Here is a 20,537-nt window from a genome sequence, read left to right as displayed (position 1 = left end):
AACATGACAGGCATGACCAACACCTGGATCACCCTCGACACCGCTGCCCGGCGTAAGAACTGGTGGTGGACTGCATACTTGACGCTCGTGTGCGGCGGAACAACCGTAGCAGTGACGCTAACCGCGGAATCCGGCCTCTCGTGGTGGCTCGGGGGCGTTGGCGTGTTCTGGGCACTCATGACACTTCACACGCTGAACCTTGGATACGGCAGAGCGCTCCTCACACCAGACCGTATAATCCTGCACACTCTTTTCGGCAGCAGATCAATACCGTGGGCCGAAATCACCAGGATCGAGAAACGAAGCAGCCAGACACGATCAAGTATAGCGTGGGATCTGCGTCTCGTTCGAGTTCATGGACGGCCAGTCGCTGTACCCGGAACTTATACCAGAAAAGCTTGGGACGACAACCTCGATCGCAAGCTGAACCTCATCCAAGAATACTGGTCCCGCTCAACCGGCCAGTAAATTAGCCCAATCTCACCAGTAACCGTCATATTGATTGACGTAATTCACCTTACACTACACTCTCAGGGACGAGGCTGATTCCTGGCCTGTCGGCCACATGCCCTCACGCGGACCGTGACGGCTTCACCGGATTCAGCGGGGAAGCCGTCACGGACTGACTTCAATACCAGTGAGCCTTTGCCAACTTGGCTCGTGAGCTGTTCAGTTGGTTCGACAGATGGGTGAAGCCCCTGGTAGACGGGTTCACAACCAAGATCACCCGGTACCCACCAGAGGCTTTGCGTGCTTGTCTACCCGTGCGGGCTGGACGTGCCCAGTCGATCCCTGTCCTTCCTCGCTGCTCGCCTGCGAGAACACCGTCGTCGGATCAAGAGCCGCTGGCGCCGGCTGCCGGTCGGCCGTCAAGCCCTGCTGATGTTGGCGCATCTGCGGAACGGAACCACGTACGCCCAGCTCGCGGCGGGTTTCGGGGTCGGGACGAGCGCGGTCTACCGCTACATCAGCGAGGCCGTCGACCTGCTGGCCGCACTGGCACCGACCCTCGACGAAGCCGTCCGGGCTACTTCGACGAAGGCGTACGTCCTGCTCGACGGGACGCTCCTGCCCATCGACCGGATCGCCACCGACCGGCCCTTTTACTCGGGGAAGCATAAGAAGCACGGCATGAACGTGCAGGTCATCGCCGATCCGCCCGGTCGGCTGCTCTGGGCCTCGCCCGCACTGCCAGGGGCCGTTCACGACGTTCGCGCGGCCCGCGAACACGGCATCATCAACGCCCTCGACCAGGCCCGAATCCGTTGCTGGGCGGACAAGGGCTACCAAGGCGCCCGCGGTACGGTCCGGGTTCCGTTCCGCGGCCTATGGAAGAAGCTTTCCACAGGTCAGCAGGCCGTGAACCGATCCCAGGCCAAGATCGTGCCCTCGTCGAACAAGCCATGGCTACCCTCAAGAGCTGGCGACTTCTCCGCAACGATCTGAGGCTGTAGTACTGGTTCCACGCCCCAGTTTTGATGCCGTCCTACGCCTTTCGGCACTTCAGCAACGATTCACTTGCGTTCGTCTCCTCGGTCCCACGCCACCCGCCGCGACAACCGCGCCACTGCCCTGCCCGCCATCAGCCGCAGAAGGCGAAACGGGTCGCCAACTACGCTCGGCGACCCGTCATGCGAGATTGAGGCTAGAAAAGACTAATATTCCCCTCTCGAACTCGCGAGATTTCCTCCCGTCATCGTTGCGATGACGGCGAGGTTAACGGAATACACTTCGTTAACGCGAGCGACACCTCGTGCTGCTCCCGCAATTGCAGAGTACTTAAGCTGCTGACCAAAAGTCAGGTTGCTCGACTCAGCGGCGCGGAGTAGCGATTTAGATGCACTCGAAAGAGCGACGGCTCCCCCAGCGGTCGCTAGACCAATCACACCCAACGCGCAGCTTCCCCATTGCTTGGAGAAACACGCATCAGCTGTGGTGGCGGTAGCAAGTGCGAGCCCGGCAACTGTAAGCGCCGCAGCAGCCCATCCCACAGGGGTGACCATCGCGACCGCACCGAGTGCGACGCCTACCCAGCCCAGTGTCTTGCTGTTCTCCTGCATGAAATTGTGGGCCGAGCTAATTCCCTTCTTTACCCATCCGAAGACGCCGTCCTTTTTGCGGCGTTCGGCTTGGGCGGCCTGTGCCTTCTTCAGCATGTCCTCGGTGCTGGCCTGCCGTTTTGCTGTCTTCTTGGCGGTGTTCCAGGTGCAGCTTGCGGATTGGCTGCCGCCGTAGCAGTACTTGGGGGCGTCGATGGCTGCTGCGAGCTCTCGGGAGCGTGCGCGTCCTGCGGGGCTGTTGTGGTTGGGTTGTTGGGATGCGCAGCTGGCGGACATGTTGCCGGTGTAGCAGTTGATGGTGCCGGTGGGGGTCTTCGTGGCCTTGGGGACCTTGGGTGCGACCTGTACGCCGCCGGTGTTGTCACCTTCGAAGTACTTGAGACCCGAGGGGTCGCTCAAGGTGATGGGGCTGTTGTGCGCGTAGCTGTAGGCGTTCATCTGGGCCGGGTCTTCGATGTCGTTGATCGGGTCGACGGAGAGGAAGCGGCCGAGGGCGGGGTCGTATTCGCGGGCGCCGAGGTGGGTCAGGCCGGTGGGGTCTGGTGTGCCGCCGACGAAGCCGCGGGTGCCGGGGATGGTTTCGGTCTGCTGGGAGCGCATCTCGCCGAAAGGGAGTTGTTTGCGGCGGGTAACGGCGAGGGTGGTCATGGCGACGGCGGCCATCGTGGTGCCCTGGTGGTCGGGCAGGAGGAAGGAGAAGCCGCTGCTGGTACGGACGGCGACAGTCTGGCCTTCGTGGGTGTAGTAGCGGGTGCCTTCCTTGGTCCCGTTTGGCTTGAACGTGAGTTCGTTGCCGCCGGGCAGGGTGAGGGTCTGGGTGCCGTCGGCGTCCTTGGCGATGAGGCGGTTGCCGTCGGCGTCGTACTGGTAGCTGGTGGCCTTGCCGCTCTCGGTGAGGGTGGCGAGGTGTCCCTCGTCGTCCCAGGTGAGGTTCTGGGTGGTGGCGCCAATGGTGCGCTTGGTGGTGTTGCCTGCGGCGTCGTAGGCGAAGGTACTGGTGCGGCCGTTGTTGGCACCGCCGGTGACTGTGGCGGTCTGGACGGCGTGCGGCAGGCCCGTGGTGGGGTTGTTGTGGGTGTAGATAGTGGTGGCGTCGGAGCCGGCCAGCGCGCCGGTGCCGTGGTCGGTCTGCTCGATGCGGTTGCCGACGGCGTCGTACTTGAACGACTGCCAGTAGGCGTCCGGGCCGCCCACCGTGGAGGCTGAGGGCTGGGTGGAGCAGTCGGTCTTCGCCGTCCATGCCTGGGTCAGGCGGCCCAGGGCGTCGTTGGTGAAGCATTGGGTGTCGACCGTCTTGCCGGCGTCCTGGCCGCTGGCGGTGGTGATGCCGGTGATGTGGCCCGCGTCGTCGTAGGCGTAGGTGGCGTCGTCGATGCGCTGGGGGGCGAGGTCGCGGTCGGTGGTCTGCCGGGTCAGGCGGCCGGTGAACTCGTCGTAGACCTGTGACTTGTAGACCTTCTTGCCCAAGGTGCCGAATTCGGTGCGCACGGGGCGGGAGAAGACGTCGTGGCTGGTGGCGTTGACGAGGGTGACGGCGCCGGCGGTGGTCTTCTGCGGGAGGTTGCCCTCGCCGTAGACGGTGGTCTGGCGCTCGCTGGGCAGATTGCCGACCTCCGGGTGCCTGATCCACTCCTGCTGGCCGGTGTAGGTGTTGTAGCCGTAGGTCCAGGTGTAAGTGCCGGCCATGGCTGCTTCTCGGGTCTTGGCATGGGCTGTTCCTCGCTCGCGAAACGGAAGATCGAGGTTTCCGAATCAAGATCTGCACGCGGTCCTGTCGGCCTGGCTCAATGGTTGCTCACGGCCGCCGCCCCAGTACACACCGCATCCGGCGCCGGTTGGAGAGATTTCATCGAACGAGGGAATCCCCGTGAAGGCAGACCTGATGGAGGCTCAACAGCCCGTTACTGACGGGACAAGCGCTACGGTCCGGACGCGTTCCGGAGCATGCGAAATCGACGTCGCTCTGACAGCCGCGGCCGTCTCGGTCGTGCGTGAGCTCGTCAGTGCGTGCCTACGTCTGTGGGGCCTGGCCGAACTCGACTGGCGGGTCACTCTCACTGTGTCCGAACTGCTGACGAACGCCTTCCAGCATGCCCGCAAGGTGGATGATTCCTCGGTCCCAGTGAAGGTCGTCCTCACCCGCACCCCCGACGGGGTCTTCCTGTGTGTCAGCGACCCGCACCCCCGGCTTCCGGCCCCCGTCTCGGCTGGCGACAACGACGAGGGCGGTCGCGGCCTGCTGCTGATCAAGAAGCTCAGCGACAGATACGGCTGCTCGTCCACTGCACACGGCAAAGACGTTTGGGCCACGATCCTGCACTCCGCGTAGCCGCAAATTCCCTGCCTCTCACAAGACCCGAAAGGACCACCACCATGTGCTGGCACTCGCCGTCCTTCCCCAGGGCCGAAGCGAAGGCCGACGGCGGTTCATCGCCAACGACGCTGAGTTCGGAAGACTTAAATGCGGCTTCGGGTTGGGGTCTGGCCCTCGCGCGGAAGCTCTTTTGGGAGGGAGACGTTAGCGAGGACGCTCGTACTTCCTGGTCTACCTTCCGTACCCCCGCGGGCAGGGCGTGATGTATGCCCGCAGGAGCTCCAGCGTCGTGGAGTTACGGCAAGCCTGTCTCCGGGCGCTCCGCTGCGTCGCGCCAGTAGTCGACGAGCATCTCGCCCGGCCAGGCCGGCTGGCGGACGGAGCCTCGGGGCCCCATTTCCTGAAAATAGGGGGCCAGGTCAATCACTGGCGTCCCGTCGACTGCGTCGAGGTCGGTCACCAGAAGGTCGCGGCCGTCCACGCCCAGCAGCCTCGGGTAGCTGACAGCCAGCTGGTTGGGGCGCCGGTGGTTTCGGTGGACGAATGTTCCGGTCGCCGGCCACTGCACGTTGCCCCTGGGGCTGCGGGCGTGGAGCTGCACGTCCTCGGGCTGTGCCAGATGGAAGCGCCACGTCACAGTCAGGTGGGAGAACTCGTCGATTCCCTGCAGGGTTTCGAGGGGGTACGCCTCGTTGAGTCGAATCACCGACTGGACCCCGCCCTGATAATCGTCCTGGACGCGGGTGTGGCCGCCGACGACCGTTGCGACCGCTTCGACCTCGTACGTCGTCACCGGTACTGGTTCCTCTCCTCGGGCGATGCTGGTCCGCGGGCTGCCGTGGAGCATCGAGCGTCCGCGTCGCGATCAGCCTATGGCCCGGAGCAGGCCGCGTGCCCGGCGGTCCAGCTCGGTGACATGGCGGCCTCCGCGTTGCCGGACGGGCGAGAGGTCGCTCTGGATGCGGACGATGACGTCACGCGTCCGGCCGGACTGGACGCCCGTCATGGCGTCAAGCGCTTCGTTCCAGGTTGCGCACGCCTCGTCGAGGTTTCCCCGCTGGACCTGGACGGCGCCCAGGTAGCCGAGCGTCACGCTGTGGGTGCGGGCGAACTGCTGACGTCGGCGCGTGGCCACACTCCGCTTGAAGTGGATCTCCGCGTCGAAGGGCTGACCTATGTCCCGCAGAGCGCAGGCAGTCTCGTGGGCGAGGGAGGCTTCCTGGAAGAAGCCGACGCGGGTTGGCGCTTCGGCGGTGTCGGCGCGGGCGAGGTCCCGCTCCGCGCGGCTGATGGCCGCCAGCGTGCCGGCGCGGTCGCCGTCGGCCGCGAGTGCGCGGGCGTGGACGATCGCCAACAGCGCCTTCTCGCGGTGGCTGGCCTGGCCATAGCGGTCACGGGACATCGAGGCGTCGGCCAAGGCAAGCGCCCTACGTGGGTGCCCGAGGTCGACGGCCTGGTGGGCGAGGGCGCGCAGGACGTGGCCGCCGAGCGGTCCGTCGCCGGCCTCCGCCGCGATCCGGGCGGCGATGGTGAGGTAGCGCTGTGCGGTTCGGTGTTCGCCGGCGTCAAAGGCCATCCAGCCGGCGAGGTACGTCATCTCCGCGACTGCGGAGTACGTGTCGCCGCGGAGCTGATCTGTACGGAATCGGCCGCCGAGCAACGGCACCGCCTCGTCGAGCAGGTGGCTAGCGAGGGCTTTGCGGCCGGATGCGCCGCCTCGCTGCTGGTCGCGCGCGGAGTAGTAGACCGTGAGGTCGCGGACGTCGTCGACGTCGGCCTGGGTCACCGAGCGCGAGGAGGCCGGTCGGCGGTTCGCCGCTGCGGCGGGGGCGGCCGTCCACCACGAGGTGGTGGGCAGGGCGAGGCCGGCTCCGGAGTATGCGGCGGTGGCCAGCAGCTTGCGTCGGTGCATGTCGAGATCGTCGCTTCCCAGCTCGGCCAGTGCGGTCACAGGGTCGACGCTCCAGTCGGATCCGGTGTCGGTCGTGCCTGTCGGCTCTTCTTCCAGCCCGAGGTCGGCCAGGGTGAGGCGGCGACCGAGCCTGCGGGACAGCGTCTCGCGCAGGATATGCGGCGCTCTGCCACTCGGCTTCGTGCCCAGGACCCACATGGAGATGTGCGAGCGGGAGATCGCCTCCAGCTCACGCACCCCACACTCCGCGGCCACGCGGGCAACAGCGGCGGCGGCTTGCGGCTGGGACCAGCCTGCTTCGCGCAGGAGTGCGGCGAGGGCGACGTTGCGTTCACGGGCCATGGGCTGCCCCTCGGTTCCGAAATGATCTTTGGCGCCTTTGGCGGCCTTCCCGTCCGCGAAGGCATACCCCTCAGGCGGGATTCACGGTTCGCTCAACGTAGCGGCCAGATCACTCACTTCGCACGCCGGCCGTCGGCTCCGACCGGCGATCTCGGCTCACTTTGGCTTGATCCGAACAGGAGTTGTGTCATGCGCCTTTCGCTGGACTCTCGCCGAGACGGCAGCCAGCTCGTGGGCGGGCGCGGGCGGCGAGCGCCCGTCACCGAGGCGCCGGCGCCGGAGCGCGATCACGTGGTGGCCGCGTCGGAGACGGTGACGCTGGTGCTGGGCGAGGATTCGCCACTGCGCGAGAGCGCTGCCGACGTAAAGGACCTCGTTCGCCTTCTGCGAGGCCACGTTGCCCAGTTGGGCGCACGGACCGCTCCGGGGATTCCCGCCCTGCCGCGCGCGCAGCAGCTCTGCTCCGACAGCATCCCCGGGGACTACGTGCCGAGCCGGGCGTATCTGGTCAGGCTCGCCGAGGCCACCGAGGAGCTGACGGCTTACGTGGAACGCGGCGGTCCCGAGCCGATCAGCGTGGAGGGCGGGCGGCGTTGGCGCCGGCCGACGGTCAACGTGCTGCGCGGAGCCGTCTTCGCCCTCGCCCTGGCCTGTCTGGTCTTCGCCGCTTCGGTGCCGCGGGCATGACGGCGACCGGCGCCGTCGTCATCGCTCTGGTCCTCGGGCCGACGGCCTGGCTGGTGCTTTGCGGCGAGAGGGCGGCCAGCCCTGCACGAGCCGTCGAGGACCTGCCGCCGCCCAGCAACGCTCCCCCTCATCCCGGTGACCACCGACCTGACTTCTGCCCACCGTTCCCGGCCGCTGCGGCGGCCCCGATACGACCCCGGACCCGCGGGGCTCACGGAGATCCACACGATGAATCGGCTTCCGCGCATCGAGCAGTACGGCCTGATCGGCGACACGCAGACCAGCGCCCACGTCTGCGATGACGGTTCGATCGACTGGCTGTGCCTGCCCCGCTTCGACTCACCAGCCGTCTTCGCCCGGCTCCTGGGCACGCAGAAGCACGGCACCTGGCAGATCGCTCCAGCACAGCCTGCTGACCAGCCCGACTCCGAAGCGGTCGCCGAGCGCCGGTACCGCGGTGACTCGCTCGTCCTCGAATCGGTGTGGCGCACCCCGACGGGTTCGGTCCGCGTCCTGGACTTCATGCCGCCGCGCGACGGGGCACCGCAGGTGATCCGGATCGTCGAGGGCCTGACCGGCGAGGTGGAGATGGTTTCGGCCATGCGTCCGAGGCCGGGATACGGCAAGGTCAACCCGTGGATCCACGAGGTCGGTGGGCGCATGGTCGCGGAGGCCGGCGCGGACGCGCTGTGGCTCGACACCTGCGTCCCGCAGGTGGAGAAGGACGGCGTCGTCGTCAGCGCCTTCGCCATCGGCGCCGGGCAGAGCGTAGCGTTCGTGCTCAGTTGGTGCCCGTCCCACGCCGCCGCGCCCGACCTTCCCAACCCGGAGGCCGCGCTCACCGAGACGCTCGCCTTCTGGCGGGACTGGACGCAGGAGTGCGCCTACGACGGGCCCTACCGCGAGGCCGTGGTCCGTTCCTTGATCGCGCTGAAGGCGATGACGTACGGGCCGAGCGGCGGGATCGTGGCGGCGCCAACCACGTCGCTTCCCGAGGAGATAGGCGGCCACCGGAACTGGGACTACCGCTTCACCTGGCTGCGCGATGCCTCCACGACGCTGGCCGCGCTGCTGGGCACCGGGTACCGGCAGGAGGCGCAGGCATGGCGACGCTGGCTGCTGCGGGCGGTGGCCGGCGACCCGGAGAACCTGCAGATCATGTACGGGATCACCGGGGAACGTGACCTGCGGGAACAGGAACTGCCCTGGCTTCCCGGGTATGAGGACTCGACGCCGGTACGGGTCGGCAACGGAGCGGCGGACCAGCTCCAGCTCGACGTGTACGGCGAGGTGATCGAGACCCTGTACCTCGCGCACCGGAGCGGTGTGGCCCACTGCGCCGACACCGCGGTGTTGCACCAGCGGCTCGTCGAGCATCTGTCCCGGCGCTGGCAGGAGCCCGACGAGGGGATCTGGGAGATCCGGGGGGCGCGCCGGCACTTCGTCCACTCCAAGGTGATGGCCGGGCTGGCGGTCGACCGCACCATCCGCCTGGCTGAGGCCGGCGCGCTCGACATCGACCTGGCGCCCCTGGTCGAGCTGCGGGCGGCGATCCACCACGAGGTCTGCGCCAAGGGGTTCGACCCGGTGCGCAACACGTTCACCCAGTCCTACGGCTCGCGGCAACTGGACGCCGCCACGCTACTGATCCCCCGCGTCGGCTTCCTGCCGCACGACGACCCGCGCGTCGTCGGCACGGTGGACGCGGTACGCCGTGAACTCTCCACGCCGGAGGGTCTCGTGTACCGGCACCCGACCCTCGGCAAGCGCACCGGGGTGGACGGCTTGAAGGGCAATGAGGGCACCTTTGTCCTCTGCTCCTTCTGGCTCGTCGATGGCCTGGCCCTGACCGGCCGCCTCGATGAAGCCCGCAGCCTCTTCGAGCGCCTCCTGGCGCTGCGCAACGACCTCGGGCTCCTGGCGGAGGAGTACGACCCCGTCCAGCAGCGCCAGCTCGGGAACTTCCCGCAGGCGTTCAGCCACATGGGCCTGATCCAGAGCGCCCGGCTCCTTCAGCTTCTGACGACGGGGCCGTCCCGCCTCCGCGGTGCGGTGGCGGTTCCGGCGCCCCGCTCGACCTCCCGCAGCACGCGCCAGAGCGCCGCAGATCTGACGCCGCAGCACGCTTAACCACCCACCCCCTGACGAGGATTCCCATGCCTGATAGCGCCTTCCCGGCACGGCCGGCCGCTACCGGCCACCGCAGACGGCGGCCTCCGGTCGACGCGATCACGCTGCACCGTGCCCGCCGCGCCGTGGCACTGCCCTTGGTGCTTCTTGCCGCGCTGCTTGCTGCCGCCTTCACCCTCCGGTCGGTGTCCACGGTAGGCCCTGGCTGGGTCCTGGCTGGCCTGGTGTGCGGACTGGCCGGGGTCGCCACGGTCGCGGCTCGCGAAGCGCGCACCGCCGCCGCAGCCGTGCAGACGGCCGCAGAGGAGGCCCAGGCAGCGGCGCTGACGATGGTTGCGGGGGCAACGGCGGCCGTCGAGAAGTCGGTGCAGTGGTCGGCGGACGAGCTGTGTCGCGGGGGGCGCCCGACGCTGCAGGACCCGCAGGCGCCGCCATCGGCCAGTGCGAACACCGGGATCAACAACACGCTGGGTGCACTCCAGGTGCAGGCCATCGCCTCGCTGATACGGGTGCACGACGAGTCCCAGTCCGTCGTCCTCCTGGAAGTGCTGCGCCGCCTGGCCATGCGCGAGCACGCCCTGGTCGGCAGGGCGCTCCTGGCGCTGAGCGAGCTGGAGATGCTGACCGACGACCCGGAACTGCTGGCCAAGATCTTCGAGATCGATCACCTCGTGACGCGGATGCGGCGCCAGGTCGAGAGCACGGCGGTGCTGGGTGGGCAGTCCCTGCGCAGCGCACGCCGGCCCGTTCCCGTCACGACCGCGCTCCGCGGTGCGGTCTCTGAGGTCGTGCAGTATCCGCGTGTGGCCGTCGCGGCCGGGTCCGTGGGCGCCGAGCTGGGCCTTCCCGGCCATGTGGGCCCGGACCTGACGCACCTGCTTGCGGAGCTGATCGAGAACGCTTGTGAGTGCTCCGATCCGGCGACGAAGGTGATGGTGCGTGCGCAGCGGGTGGCGAACGGGCTGGCGGTCGAGGTCGAGGACCGGGCCATCCCCATGCATCCGCAGGCGCGGACACAGATGAACCACCTGCTCAAGGCTCCCGACGAGGTCGACGTGAGCGGCCAGGTGCGAGCAGGACAACTCGGGCTGCTGGTCGCCTCGAAGATCGCCCAGTCACACGGGCTGTCCGTCGTCCTGCAGGAGAACGTGACAGGAGGCACCACGGCCCTGGTCGTCATTCCGGCGCGGCTCCTCGTCGCGATTCCCCCCGTCGAGGACGCCGGCATGCCTCCCAGGGAGACTCGCTCCTCCAGGCCGTCTGCACGGCAGGCCGCCGCAGCACCAGCCGTCCCGTCGGCAGGTCAGGCCACGCCCCCGGGCCCCGCCGGCGCACCGAGAGCCGGAGCGGCAGGTCACCCTGCGGACGCGCCCGCCCTTCCCACCCGTACGCGTCAGGCCGGCTCATTCCGTCCGCCACGCGAGCGTGAGCAAGCGCCCGTGACCGCGGCGACGCCAGGGCTCGCAGCCGCCTTCCGCACCGGCATCCAGGCCGGCGGCACCGCCACCTCTCCTCCCGATGCGGATGAGCACCCCAGACCCTGAACCACCACCCCCTGCCCTCTCCCGTTCTCGCTGGCCCGCTCACACGCGTTGGCCCCTTCCCCTTCTGGAGCGATCCCCATGAGCACCCACCCCGAGATGCACACCGTGACCGGCGCGCCCGCATCCGAGACCACCGCGAGCGGTCAGCGGGACGACATGGCCTGGCTGCTGCGTCAGTTCGCCGCCGACGTCCCGGGCGTCACACACACCGTCCTGCTGTCGCGGGACGGGCTGCGCCTGCTGGACAGCGACGTGGACAAGGACTGGGCGGACGAGCTGTCGGCCGCCATCAGCGGCGTCGCCTCCCTCGCGGCGAACATCACCGGCCCCAGTCACAAGAAGCGGCCGGCCAGGCAGGTCATCATCGAGCGAGACGACTGCTTGTTCTTCGTCCAGAGCGCCGGGCGCAGCGCCGCCTTCGACAACCGCCCCGGCAACGAACGCGGTGAGGTGGACACGATCCTCGCCGTCATCGCCACCACGGATGCCGACGCGGGCGCCGTCGGCTTCGAGATGGGTCGCCTCGTGGCGAAGTTCGCCCCCTACATGCTGATCCCCGTCCGCGTCGGCACGAGCGGCGACGTCCGGTGACCAGGCACGGCCGCGCGGCCGAGGAGTCGACGTTCGTGCGGACTTACACCCTGACGCGCGGGCGCACCAGGCCACGGCATCTGCTCGGTCTGGACACCGTGCTGGAAGCCGGACCGGGACGGCCCGGCCCGGCGCAGGCCGAGGAATGCGAGGAGATCCTCGCCCTGTGCCGGGCACGTCGCCGCTCGGTGACCGAACTGGCGGGCCGCCTCGGCCGGCCTGTCACCGCCGTCAAGGTCCTCGTCTCCGACCTGTTGGACGCCGACACCCTGGTCGTCCCCGTCACCGCCCCCTACGCCGCATCCGGCTCGGACTCGGATGCCGGTCCCTCCACCCAGCTGCTGGCGGCCCTTTCCGCGGGCCTGAAGAGGAAGTGGCCCGATGCCATCGCCTACCCCCAGGCCGGATGACCCGGCCATGGTCCTGCGTCCTTCGCCGCGCCCGCCCGCCGGCGGCGCACCGACCGTGCTGAAGATCGTGATCGCCGGGGGTTTCGGCGCGGGCAAGACCACCGCCGTGGGCGCCGTCAGCGAGATCACGCCGCTGAGCACGGAGGAGTACCTGACCGAGGCGAGCGCGGACGTGGACAGCCTGGCAGGCATCGAGGCCAAGCAGACCACCACGGTCGCCTTCGACTTCGGCCGCCTGAGCCTGCCCGACGCGCCCGTGCCCCTGGAACTGTTCCTGTTCGGCACGCCGGGCCAGGACCGGTTCGTCGACCTCTGGTACGACCTCTCCCGCGGCGCCGTCGGCGCGGTCGTCCTGGTGGACACCCGCCGGCTGGAGAGCAGCTTCACCCCCGTCAGCTTCTTCGAGGACGTCGGCCTGCCCTTCGTCGTCGCCGTCAACCAGTTCGACGGAGCGCACCGCTACCACCCCGAGCAGGTCCGCACCGCCCTCGAACTCCCCGCCTCCGTACCGGTGGTCACCTGTGACGCCCGCAACCCGAACCACGTCGCCGGCGTTCTGCTCACCCTCGTCGGCCACGCCGTGAACAACGCCTCCACGAGCCGCGTTGGTCACGCACCCACTACCACCCTCCAGGACGCCTGATGTCACAGCACCCCAGCGACCCCTACCTCGCATCGCAAGCCGCACCGCCCGCACGGTCCCTGCCGCGACGCGACATGCGGGACGCCACCCGCGGACCGTTCACCCCGCCCGCCACCGCCGTCACCGGCCCGCAGACCCAGCAGGCACCGGAGCTGGCGCAGCGCTACGAGCTGCTCAACCGCCTGGGCGTTCCCACCGTGGCCAACGAGGACTTCGACGACCTGGCCCGCGATATGGCCGCGCAGGCCGGGTTCCTGTACGGGTTCGTCAACCTGTTCCTGGAGGAGCAGACCTTCGTCGGGCTGCACCAGCCGCCGGTGGACAGCGGGTACGTCATCGTCGGCCGCACCATGAGCCGCGACCACGGGTGGTGTCCGGAGGTCATGGCCCGTAGTAAGGCTCTCCCGCTGCACGACGTGCACGCCAGCCCGCGCTTCAGCGGCAACCACGTGGTCGAGGCCGTCGGGATCCGCTCGTACTTCGGCGCACCGCTCATCCACGACAGCGGCACGGTGCTGGGCACGGTGTGCGTCATCGACCCGGAGAAGCGGCCCCTGAGCGAGGCGCGACGACTGCGGGACATCGTCATCAACGCCGGGGCCCAGGTGATGGACCACATCGCCCGTGCGCCCGTCCGCTAGGCCCGTTCCACCCCCCACCCGGGAGCCGTAGGCGATCCCCGGCCGCTCCACGTTGCGACCTTCACCCAGGGAGAGGGAGACGATGTCCGCCACACCCGCTACACCGCCGCCTGCGTTGCGTCCCTACCTCACCGCCCGCCACGAACTGCTGTGGGACGAGGCGGACGCCTTTGCGGCCGAGCACGTCGCGCCGCGCGCCGTGCGGATGGAGGCCGCCCCGGGCAGGGTGGAGCGCAAGGTGGCCGACCTGATGGCCGCACGGGGTTGGTTTGCCGTCACCGTCCCGGCCGCCTTCGGCGGGCTGGGCGCCGGGCACGTGGCCAAGACGATCCTGGTCCACCGCATCGCGCGGGTCTCGGCGGCTGCCGCGGCCATCCTGCAGGCCAGCTTGATCCCCGTCGGCGCCCTGCTGCACTTCGCCAGCTACGAGCAGAAGGGCCGCTGGCTGCCCCGGGTCGCGGATGGTTCCCTGCTGCTGTCGATCGCCGTGACCGAACCGCTCGCCGGCGGACACATCGGCGGCATCGAAACCACCGCCGAACGCGCCGGCAACCAGTGGGTGATCACCGGCAGCAAGATCCACATAGGCAACAGCCACCTCGCGGGCGCCCACCTCGTCATCGCCCGCACCGCCAAGGCTGGCGCGAGCACCTCCCAGGCGCTGACCGCGTTCATGGTCGAAGCCGACCGACCCGGGCTCTCCGTCCCCGGCCACCGCGCTGGCCTCGGCCTGCACGGCTTCTCCGCCGGCCGCCTCGACCTCGACCACGTCCGTGTCCCCGACGACAACGTGGTCGGAGAAATCGGCCAAGGACTGAGCGTGGCCCAGAGCAGCAGCATCCTCTACGGCCGCCCCAACTTGGCCGCCGTCAGCCTCGGCATCCACGAAGCGGTCGTGGCCACCACCACTGCCCGCCTCAAGACCCGGCCCCGCTACCGGGGCATCCTGTCCGACCTGCCCGTCCTGCGGGACCGCATCGGCGCCATGGAGGCCCGCCTGCGCGCCGGCCGCATCCTCGCCTACCAGTCCGTGCACCTCCTCGACCAGGGCCTGCCCTGCGACGCCGACCTGATCAACGCCAAATACCTCGGCCACCAGTGGGCAGCGCAGTCCGCCCAGGACTCCATGGAGCTGCACGGCGCCCACGCCCTCGACCGTGACTACGTCCTCCAGCGCCTGTGGCGCGACATCCAGTACACCTACCCGCCTGCCGGAACCGGCGAGGTCCAGCGCATACGCCTGGCCGACGCCGCCTTCGACGAGGACCACATCCAGTGGTCCGAACGCCTCGCCGCCGAGGCCGCCTGGGCACGCCCCGACCCCACCGCCGCATGAGCCCCCGTACGCGGCACCCCGTGAATCCAGACCGCCGCGCACGGGCCGGTGCCGCTGGTCCCCGTCCCCCGCGGGGACCGGCGGCACCCACCCCGGTGACCGTCCGTTCCAACCGAGAAAGAGACACCGTGACCCCGCCCGTGACGACCAGCGCACCGATCACCCCTCTGACGCCAACGCTGCAGCGCGTCGCCCAACACCTCGCGAAGGGCTGTGCACCCCAAGAGATCGCAGCGAAGACAGGGCTGTCGGCCGTCACCGTCCGCCAGTACATCCGCGACATCCGCGAGAGCCTCCACTGCCCGCCCCGCTGCAAGCCCCCCGTCATCGTGCACCGCCTATTCACCACCCAGCAGGTGGCCTCTCCCACGGCGGACAGGCCAGCTCCGAAGCTCAGCCCCGAACAGCTGCTGCTGCTCCGAGCCGTCGCTGAGCACAGCGATAAGCGCGACATCGCCGTCGCCGCCAAGCTCGCCCCGGCCGACCAGCGCGCGGCGCTCGACCAGCTCCTCGCCGACACGGGCTCACAGGACACCACCGAACTGGTAGTCCTGGCGCACAGCTGGCAGCTGCTGCCGGCCGAGCAAGCCGACCACGCGACGCGAAGCGGGGCACCCCAGTGACCCGGCCCGCGACCCCCACGGCCAGCGAGGACCGCTCCGCCCCCGTCCCGTTCACGCAGACGCCGCCGGCCGCCATCTACGAGATGCGCATGCTGAGCACCGCCGCCGAACATGAGGAAGCCGCCGCCCTCGTCCAGGACCGCCAGAACTGGCTCGCGATGCACGGCCTGCCCGTACCCGCCCGAGCTGACATCCCCGCGCAGTTCCGCGAGGCGCAGACCCTGTCCGCCGGGCTGTTCGAGGACGGGAGGCTGCTGGCCTGCATGATCCCCGAACACAGCCCCGACCTCGGATGGGGCCAGGGGCCCTGCCTCCACCTGGGCTGCGTCCACACCCTGCCCGGCCAGTCCGACGACATCACCCGCCTGATCACCCTGTGGGCGTCCGACTTCGCCGCTCGACTCGACCTCCACGTCGTACGGGCCGAGACCCTGGCCCGCCACGCCCTCGAAGCCGAACCCCTCGCTGCCCTCCTGCGTCGGCTCACCGACACCGGCTGGGACGTGTGCGGATCCGGCCCTGGACGTGACGGCGATCGAGTCGCCCGCCTCGAACTCCCCGCCGAGCTCCGCCCCCGGGCTCCGCCCGCTGATCAGCTGCCAGGTCCACGCGCCTCAGCCGGCCCCGGATGATCGGAGCGGCGTGTGACTACCGACGAACCGCAGCGACCCGACCTCGCCCGCGAGCTGATCGCCCGCGCCACGGAATCGGCCGCGCACCGGGCCAAGCGCGTGCGCGACCAGCTCGACGCCGTCCAACTCGGACAGGGCCGGCACACCGACCACGCCAACACCAAGGTGCTGCGCCGCATCCTGGCCGAGCACGACTGGCCCGGCCACCGCCTCGTCGGCCCCGACGCGGCCCGTGCCGCGTGGAGCATCGCCCTGCACAGCGACGACGAACCCGACTTCCAACGCGCCGCCACCACCCTGCTGGGACGTGCGGTCCAGGCCGGCGACGCGCTGGTCCAGCACTGGGCGCACCTGCACGACCGCGCCCTCATCACCAGCGGACGCGACCAGGAGTACGGCACCCAGCTCCTCCTGCGCGCCAACGGCATCGAGCTGTGCCCGCTGCGCGCGCCGGAGTCCATCGACACACGCAGGGCCACCGTCGGTCTGCCGCCGATCGCTGTCGCTCTAAAGGCCGTGCGCCGCCGGTACACGCCCGACGGCTCTTCCGATGAAGTCCCGAAGGTCGTCCTCGCGGGGGCCGCGTGAACAAGCGGAACCCCGGGTTCTCCACCAGTCGGCCTTACGGCCGCAACTCCGCTCTGCGAAAGGATCGTTGACAGATGAAGCTCACCACCGCCGTCCTCGCTGCCGGTGCTGCCGTCTCCCTCACCACCGCCGTGGTCGGAGCCGCCAGACTCAGGCAGGACGCGCGACACCAGGCCGAGCGGAACGAGGCGGTCGTCGCCCGCAACCAGCTCGACTGGCTGGCGCAGATGTCCACCAACCCCGACCTCGCCAAGTTCTGGACGCCCAAGGACATGGACGTCGAGGAGTACATGCAGCTACTCAAGGCCAACCAGCTCATCTGCACCCTCAGCCTCCGCGACCGCCTCGGCTTCGTCCGCGACGGACACCTTCCGTTCTTCGCCTCGATGGTCATGAGCAGCGACGTCTGCCGGCGCTACTGGCACCTCTTCGGCGACCTCCGCGCCCGGGAGGCCGAGGGCGACGAGCGGTCCGAGCACTTCACCCGGGTGCTGGACCAGGCCGCGAAGAACCACCCGCAGGCGCAGCCCGCCGCAGCCTGACAGCACCACACCGACCCCGGACGCGCGACCGCTCAGGCGACTTCGCCGCCCATCGCCGTCCGGCAGCAGACCCCGGGGCCCAACCGGGCCCCGGCATCCCGCACCATCCACCACTCCAAGGAGGCATGCATGACCGCCATCCAGGCCGAGAGGCCGACCGCCCCCGCGCAGGCGGACCTCGTGAAGACGGACGACGACCCGTTCGGGCTCGACATCACCTTCATCGAGGGCACGCCGGCGACCGAGACGGTCCTGATGTGCAGCACGGGCGACACCTGTGGCAGCTCCTGCCCCAGCGCCTGCACCACCTCGTAAGCCGGATCACCCCGGCAACGCGGGCCGGACGGGGCTCTCCCCGTCCGGCCCGCACCGCCCGCCCTGCAGAAGATGAGGAGAGCCCTGATGACACGGCACCGGCCCAGCCTGTACGAGGCCGCGGGGCAGGCCATGCTGCGCGCCGCGGTCCACACGACCGAGCCCTCCATGCCGCCCTGGCCGGCGACCACGGCGCCCGTGGAAGAGTGGCGCGCGTGGCTGACCACGGTGTGGTCTGACACCGACTTCCGCGACACCGTGTCGCAGGCGAGCCCTCACCTGGCGGATCAGGTGCAGGCCATCATCGACGGCCGCACACCGAAGGTGCGCCGGATGCGCCGGGCGGCGCTGTCCACCGCCCGCTACGCGATCCGCTACGCACGCCGCTCCACCCCTTACGGCCTGTTCGCCGGCGTCGCCCCGCTCGGCTTCGCCCAGACCACATCCGTCCGCATCGGCGCGGAGCACCAGGCCGTGGCCCGACCCGAGCCAATCGGGCTCGAGGAAGTGCTCAGCGCCTGGGAGAGCGACGCTGCGCGCATGGCCGACGCCGAGGTCTGCGTCAACACCCTGATCCGTCAGCGCGACCAGCACATCCACGTGCCCTCCGAGGGCGACGCCGAGTTCCGCCTCGCCCTGAGCCCCGCACTGCGTCTCGTACTCGACCTGGCCAGGGCGCCGATCGCATACCGCCAGTTGTCCGACAAGCTGGCCGCGGAGTTCCCCGCCGTGAGCGGCACCGCGCGCGACCGGCTGCTCGGTGAACTGCTGCGAGTGCGGCTGCTGCGCTCCTCGCTGCGCGCACCCGCCACCGTCGCCGACCCCACCGACGCCTTACCGTCTGCGACGCGCGCTCAGGCAGCCGGCCTGCGGACCGCATGCGACCTGCGGCTGGACGCCGACGTGCGGCTGCCCGAGCAGGTGCTGACCGAAGTGGAGACCGCGGCGACCGTCCTGGCCCGCCTGGTCACCCATCCGACCGGGACACCGACCTGGCGGCGGTGGATCGAGCAGTTCTCCGAGCGCTACGGCGAGAACACCGCGGTACCGGTGGACGTGGCCACGGATCCTGACCGGGGCGTGGGCTTTCCGGCCGGGTTCGTCACGGCGAGCGAACCGCCTAGGCCGATGTCCCGTCGTGACCGCCTGCTGCTGGAGCTGGCTGGCACCGCCGCCGTCGAAGGCAGCCGCACCGTCCAGGTGACCGGGGCGATGATCGAGGAGCTGGAAGCAGCGGCCGGCGACACGCCTGACGATGTGGCGCCGCACCTCGAACTGGCCGCACAGGTCCACGCCACCTCCGCCCCTGCCCTGGACCGGGGCGACTTCCGGCTGCGCGTGCTGACCGTCTCCCGCTCGGCCGGATCGATGACCGGCCGGTTCTGGCACCTGTTGCCGGGCACGGAGACGGCGTACGCGAACCTGCCCACCGTCGATCCGGGGGCGGAACTCGCGCAGCTCTCCTTCCCCGCGGGGCGGGTGCCGGCCGACCTGCTCACCCGTGCACCCCAGGCCCTGCCCCGCGTGGTGAGCGTCGGCGAGTTCCGCCGCCCCGCCCCGCACGTCCTCTTCCCCCGCGACTTGTCCGTCGCCGTCGCCGACGGCCGCCCGCAGCTGGTGGAGTCCGCGACGGGCAAGCCGCTGGAGCTGTTGGCCCCCACCGCTATCAACTTCCTGTGGAACAACTACACCCCGCCGATGGCCCGCTTCCTCGGCGAGATCAGCCGAGCCACCTCTCCGCAGGTGACCTGGTTCGACTGGGGCGCCGCCTGGACCCTGCCCTTCACCCCGGCCCTCACCTACCGGCGCACCATCCTCACCGCAGCCCGATGGAAGATCCGCAGCCGCACACTGCCCACCCGCACCGCACCACTCCAGCAGTGGGCGGACCACCTCCACGCCTGGCGTGCCCGGTTCCGGGTGCCTGAGCGAGTCCTGCTCGCCGAGGACGACCAGCAGCTGCCCCTCGACCTGACCCGCGACGTCGACCTGGACCTGCTGCGCGCGCACCTGGACGCCAGCCCCTTCGGCATCGCCACCCTGCACGAAGCGCCCCCGCCGGACGCCGACGGGTGGATCGGCGACCGGGCCCACAGCATTGTGGTCCCTCTGGCCAGGCGCTCATGACCACGACGACCGTGCCTCGTACGCAGGACCTGTCCGAAGGCGCCCCGGGGATGGCTCTGCTGGACATCGAGCGCCGGGATCTGGCCACCGCCCGCCGCCACCTCGCCCAGGCCACCGTCCGGGGGGTGAGCACCGGCAGCAAAGCCAGCCTCTTCCACGGTGCCCCTTCCCTGGAGTTCGTCCTGGCCCGCGCCCACGGGGCCGGCGACGACGTCCGCGCGGCCGTCGATCGCGTCGTGGACGCCCGGCTCGCCGCCGCCCACCGACGTCAGGCGACCGGCGCGCTGCCCCACCTCGCCGAATGGGACCTCATCCGTGGCCTGACCGGGCTCGCCGCACTGCTGTTGTCCCGCCGCCCGATCGCGCCCCGGCTGCCCGACGTGCTCGCCTGCCTCGTCGCGCTCGCCCACCCCGTCCGTGGTGACGGCCGGGTGCTGCCGGGGTGGTGGTCGGCGGTCGGCCCGGACGGGAAGGAGATGGCCGGCGGGCACGGCAACAACGGCATGGCTCACGGCATCGCGGGGCCGCTCGCCGTGCTCTCCCTCGCCCTGCGCGAAGGCATCAGCTTCCCCGGCCAGGAGGAAGCCGTCGGTACGTTCGCGTCCTGGCTCGACCGGCACGGCTCCCACTACTGGTCCACCGCAGCCCACCTGGACGCCGAGCAGCCGCCCGCAGCGGAACCGGCCCGCCAGTCCTGGTGCTACGGCCGGCCCGGCATCGCCCGCGCCCAGCAGCTCGCCGCGCTAGCCCTCGGCGACCCCGCCCGCCGCCGGGCCGCCGAGGACACCGTCGAAGCGATCCTGACCGACCCGCTGTGCCTCGCCCGCATCACCGACTCCACGCTCTGCCACGGCTGGGCCGGGCTGCTGATGCTCACCCGCGCGGTCGCCGTCGACAGCACCGAACCCGACCGCTTCACCCCGATCATTCAGGACCTGCACCGACGGCTGGCCGCCGACTGGGAGCGCCTGCCCAAACCCGGCTTCATGGAAGGCCGCGCCGGAGCCCAACTCGCCCTGCACGCCACCGTCACCACCGGCTGGACCCGCGTCCTCCTGCTCACCTGACCCTCGCCCCGCCGCCCGCAAGGAGTTTCCTGC

General features: G+C 70.0%; 20 protein-coding genes and 1 pseudogene. 18 read left to right on the top strand and 3 right to left on the bottom strand.

What is annotated here, in order from left to right:
• Positions 1-3: 3 nt before the first annotated feature.
• The gene (locus TNCT6_RS42120) at positions 4-468 is read left to right on the top strand and encodes a PH domain-containing protein (protein ID WP_141363499.1); all 465 of its coding nucleotides are present in this window, start codon (positions 4-6) and stop codon (positions 466-468) included.
• Positions 469-750: 282 nt separating this feature from the next.
• Positions 751-1,436 (top strand): annotated as a pseudogene (locus tag TNCT6_RS28355) (transposase family protein); the annotation flags it as partial.
• A 219-nt stretch (positions 1,437-1,655) separates the two neighbouring features.
• Here TNCT6_RS28355 and TNCT6_RS28350 read toward each other — a convergent pair.
• A complete protein-coding gene (locus TNCT6_RS28350; RefSeq protein ID WP_141363497.1) occupies positions 1,656-3,746 on the bottom strand; it encodes an RHS repeat domain-containing protein in 2,091 nt (696 codons plus the stop codon).
• Positions 3,747-4,047: 301 nt separating this feature from the next.
• Between TNCT6_RS28350 and TNCT6_RS28345 the strand changes: the two genes are divergently transcribed.
• Entirely contained in the window at positions 4,048-4,389 is a 342-nt protein-coding gene (locus tag TNCT6_RS28345; protein WP_253266249.1) for an ATP-binding protein, read from the top strand.
• Between the two features lie 280 nt (positions 4,390-4,669).
• On the opposite strand, the gene TNCT6_RS28340 is transcribed toward TNCT6_RS28345, so the two are convergent.
• Both TNCT6_RS28340 and TNCT6_RS28335 read right to left on the bottom strand, forming a co-directional pair.
• On the bottom strand, positions 4,670-5,167 hold the full coding sequence (locus tag TNCT6_RS28340) for an SAM-dependent methyltransferase (RefSeq protein ID WP_141363493.1): 498 nt from the start codon (positions 5,165-5,167) through the stop codon (positions 4,670-4,672).
• A 72-nt stretch (positions 5,168-5,239) separates the two neighbouring features.
• On the bottom strand, positions 5,240-6,628 hold the full coding sequence (locus TNCT6_RS28335) for a Tat pathway signal protein (RefSeq protein WP_172633061.1): 1,389 nt from the start codon (positions 6,626-6,628) through the stop codon (positions 5,240-5,242).
• A 189-nt stretch (positions 6,629-6,817) separates the two neighbouring features.
• Here TNCT6_RS28335 and TNCT6_RS40070 point away from each other — a divergent pair, with 189 nt between their 5' ends.
• The 15 genes from TNCT6_RS40070 to TNCT6_RS28255 all read left to right on the top strand — a co-directional run bounded on the left by TNCT6_RS40070 (position 6,818) and on the right by TNCT6_RS28255 (position 20,504).
• Positions 6,818-7,315 (top strand): DUF6415 family natural product biosynthesis protein, encoded by a 498-nt coding sequence (locus TNCT6_RS40070; protein ID WP_253266248.1) that lies wholly within the window; start codon positions 6,818-6,820, stop codon positions 7,313-7,315.
• A gap of 228 nt (positions 7,316-7,543) precedes the next feature.
• On the top strand, positions 7,544-9,445 hold the full coding sequence (locus TNCT6_RS28320) for a glycoside hydrolase family 15 protein (RefSeq protein ID WP_141363489.1): 1,902 nt from the start codon (positions 7,544-7,546) through the stop codon (positions 9,443-9,445).
• Between the two features lie 26 nt (positions 9,446-9,471).
• Complete coding sequence (locus TNCT6_RS28315) at positions 9,472-10,989, top strand: ATP-binding protein (protein ID WP_141363487.1); 1,518 nt, start codon at positions 9,472-9,474, stop codon at positions 10,987-10,989.
• 78 nt (positions 10,990-11,067) lie between these two features.
• Positions 11,068-11,580 (top strand): roadblock/LC7 domain-containing protein, encoded by a 513-nt coding sequence (locus TNCT6_RS28310; RefSeq protein ID WP_141363485.1) that lies wholly within the window; start codon positions 11,068-11,070, stop codon positions 11,578-11,580.
• The gene (locus TNCT6_RS28305) at positions 11,577-11,990 is read left to right on the top strand and encodes a DUF742 domain-containing protein (RefSeq protein ID WP_141363483.1); all 414 of its coding nucleotides are present in this window, start codon (positions 11,577-11,579) and stop codon (positions 11,988-11,990) included. Before TNCT6_RS28310 ends, TNCT6_RS28305 begins: the two co-directional genes overlap by 4 nt.
• Before the next feature lie 7 nt (positions 11,991-11,997).
• Entirely contained in the window at positions 11,998-12,633 is a 636-nt protein-coding gene (locus TNCT6_RS28300; protein WP_172633060.1) for an ATP/GTP-binding protein, read from the top strand.
• Positions 12,633-13,274 carry a GAF domain-containing protein gene (locus TNCT6_RS28295; protein ID WP_141363481.1) on the top strand — a complete coding sequence of 214 codons (642 nt, stop codon included), beginning with the start codon at positions 12,633-12,635 and terminating at the stop codon, positions 13,272-13,274. Before TNCT6_RS28300 ends, TNCT6_RS28295 begins: the two co-directional genes overlap by 1 nt.
• 82 nt (positions 13,275-13,356) lie before the next feature.
• On the top strand, positions 13,357-14,610 hold the full coding sequence (locus tag TNCT6_RS28290; RefSeq protein WP_141363479.1) for an acyl-CoA dehydrogenase family protein: 1,254 nt from the start codon (positions 13,357-13,359) through the stop codon (positions 14,608-14,610).
• A gap of 140 nt (positions 14,611-14,750) precedes the next feature.
• On the top strand, positions 14,751-15,233 hold the full coding sequence (locus tag TNCT6_RS28285) for a DNA-binding protein (RefSeq protein WP_253266247.1): 483 nt from the start codon (positions 14,751-14,753) through the stop codon (positions 15,231-15,233).
• Entirely contained in the window at positions 15,230-15,865 is a 636-nt protein-coding gene (locus TNCT6_RS28280) for a hypothetical protein (protein WP_253266246.1), read from the top strand. The genes TNCT6_RS28285 and TNCT6_RS28280 overlap by 4 nt, the downstream gene beginning before the upstream one ends.
• A gap of 12 nt (positions 15,866-15,877) precedes the next feature.
• On the top strand, positions 15,878-16,453 hold the full coding sequence (locus TNCT6_RS28275) for a DUF6624 domain-containing protein (protein ID WP_141363475.1): 576 nt from the start codon (positions 15,878-15,880) through the stop codon (positions 16,451-16,453).
• A 74-nt stretch (positions 16,454-16,527) separates the two neighbouring features.
• Positions 16,528-16,995, top strand: a complete 468-nt coding sequence (locus TNCT6_RS28270; RefSeq protein ID WP_141363473.1) for a DUF6082 family protein — start codon at positions 16,528-16,530, stop codon at positions 16,993-16,995.
• Between the two features lie 129 nt (positions 16,996-17,124).
• On the top strand, positions 17,125-17,310 hold the full coding sequence (locus TNCT6_RS28265; protein WP_067230160.1) for an FxLD family lanthipeptide: 186 nt from the start codon (positions 17,125-17,127) through the stop codon (positions 17,308-17,310).
• 87 nt (positions 17,311-17,397) lie between these two features.
• The gene (locus TNCT6_RS28260; RefSeq protein ID WP_253266245.1) at positions 17,398-19,437 is read left to right on the top strand and encodes a lantibiotic dehydratase family protein; all 2,040 of its coding nucleotides are present in this window, start codon (positions 17,398-17,400) and stop codon (positions 19,435-19,437) included.
• Positions 19,434-20,504, top strand: a complete 1,071-nt coding sequence (locus TNCT6_RS28255) for a lanthionine synthetase C family protein (RefSeq protein ID WP_141363471.1) — start codon at positions 19,434-19,436, stop codon at positions 20,502-20,504. Before TNCT6_RS28260 ends, TNCT6_RS28255 begins: the two co-directional genes overlap by 4 nt.
• Positions 20,505-20,537 lie beyond the last annotated feature (33 nt).

Origin of the sequence: Streptomyces sp. 6-11-2, assembly GCF_006540305.1 — a bacterium.
Taxonomy (GTDB): domain Bacteria; phylum Actinomycetota; class Actinomycetes; order Streptomycetales; family Streptomycetaceae; genus Streptomyces.
This window is presented reverse-complemented; position numbering and strand designations above follow the sequence as displayed.

Coding starts and splice junctions, on each gene's coding strand:
- TNCT6_RS28300 (WP_172633060.1), top strand. CDS start 11,998: ATGGTCCTGCGTCCTTCGCCGCGCCCGCCCGCCGGCGGCGCACCGACC.
- TNCT6_RS28350 (WP_141363497.1), bottom strand. CDS start 3,746: ATGGCCGGCACTTACACCTGGACCTACGGCTACAACACCTACACCGGC.
- TNCT6_RS28320 (WP_141363489.1), top strand. CDS start 7,544: ATGAATCGGCTTCCGCGCATCGAGCAGTACGGCCTGATCGGCGACACG.
- TNCT6_RS28290 (WP_141363479.1), top strand. CDS start 13,357: ATGTCCGCCACACCCGCTACACCGCCGCCTGCGTTGCGTCCCTACCTC.
- TNCT6_RS28255 (WP_141363471.1), top strand. CDS start 19,434: ATGACCACGACGACCGTGCCTCGTACGCAGGACCTGTCCGAAGGCGCC.
- TNCT6_RS28315 (WP_141363487.1), top strand. CDS start 9,472: ATGCCTGATAGCGCCTTCCCGGCACGGCCGGCCGCTACCGGCCACCGC.
- TNCT6_RS28335 (WP_172633061.1), bottom strand. CDS start 6,628: ATGGCCCGTGAACGCAACGTCGCCCTCGCCGCACTCCTGCGCGAAGCA.
- TNCT6_RS28260 (WP_253266245.1), top strand. CDS start 17,398: ATGACACGGCACCGGCCCAGCCTGTACGAGGCCGCGGGGCAGGCCATG.
- TNCT6_RS40070 (WP_253266248.1), top strand. CDS start 6,818: ATGCGCCTTTCGCTGGACTCTCGCCGAGACGGCAGCCAGCTCGTGGGC.
- TNCT6_RS28265 (WP_067230160.1), top strand. CDS start 17,125: ATGACCGCCATCCAGGCCGAGAGGCCGACCGCCCCCGCGCAGGCGGAC.
- TNCT6_RS28310 (WP_141363485.1), top strand. CDS start 11,068: ATGAGCACCCACCCCGAGATGCACACCGTGACCGGCGCGCCCGCATCC.
- TNCT6_RS28270 (WP_141363473.1), top strand. CDS start 16,528: ATGAAGCTCACCACCGCCGTCCTCGCTGCCGGTGCTGCCGTCTCCCTC.
- TNCT6_RS42120 (WP_141363499.1), top strand. CDS start 4: ATGACAGGCATGACCAACACCTGGATCACCCTCGACACCGCTGCCCGG.
- TNCT6_RS28295 (WP_141363481.1), top strand. CDS start 12,633: ATGTCACAGCACCCCAGCGACCCCTACCTCGCATCGCAAGCCGCACCG.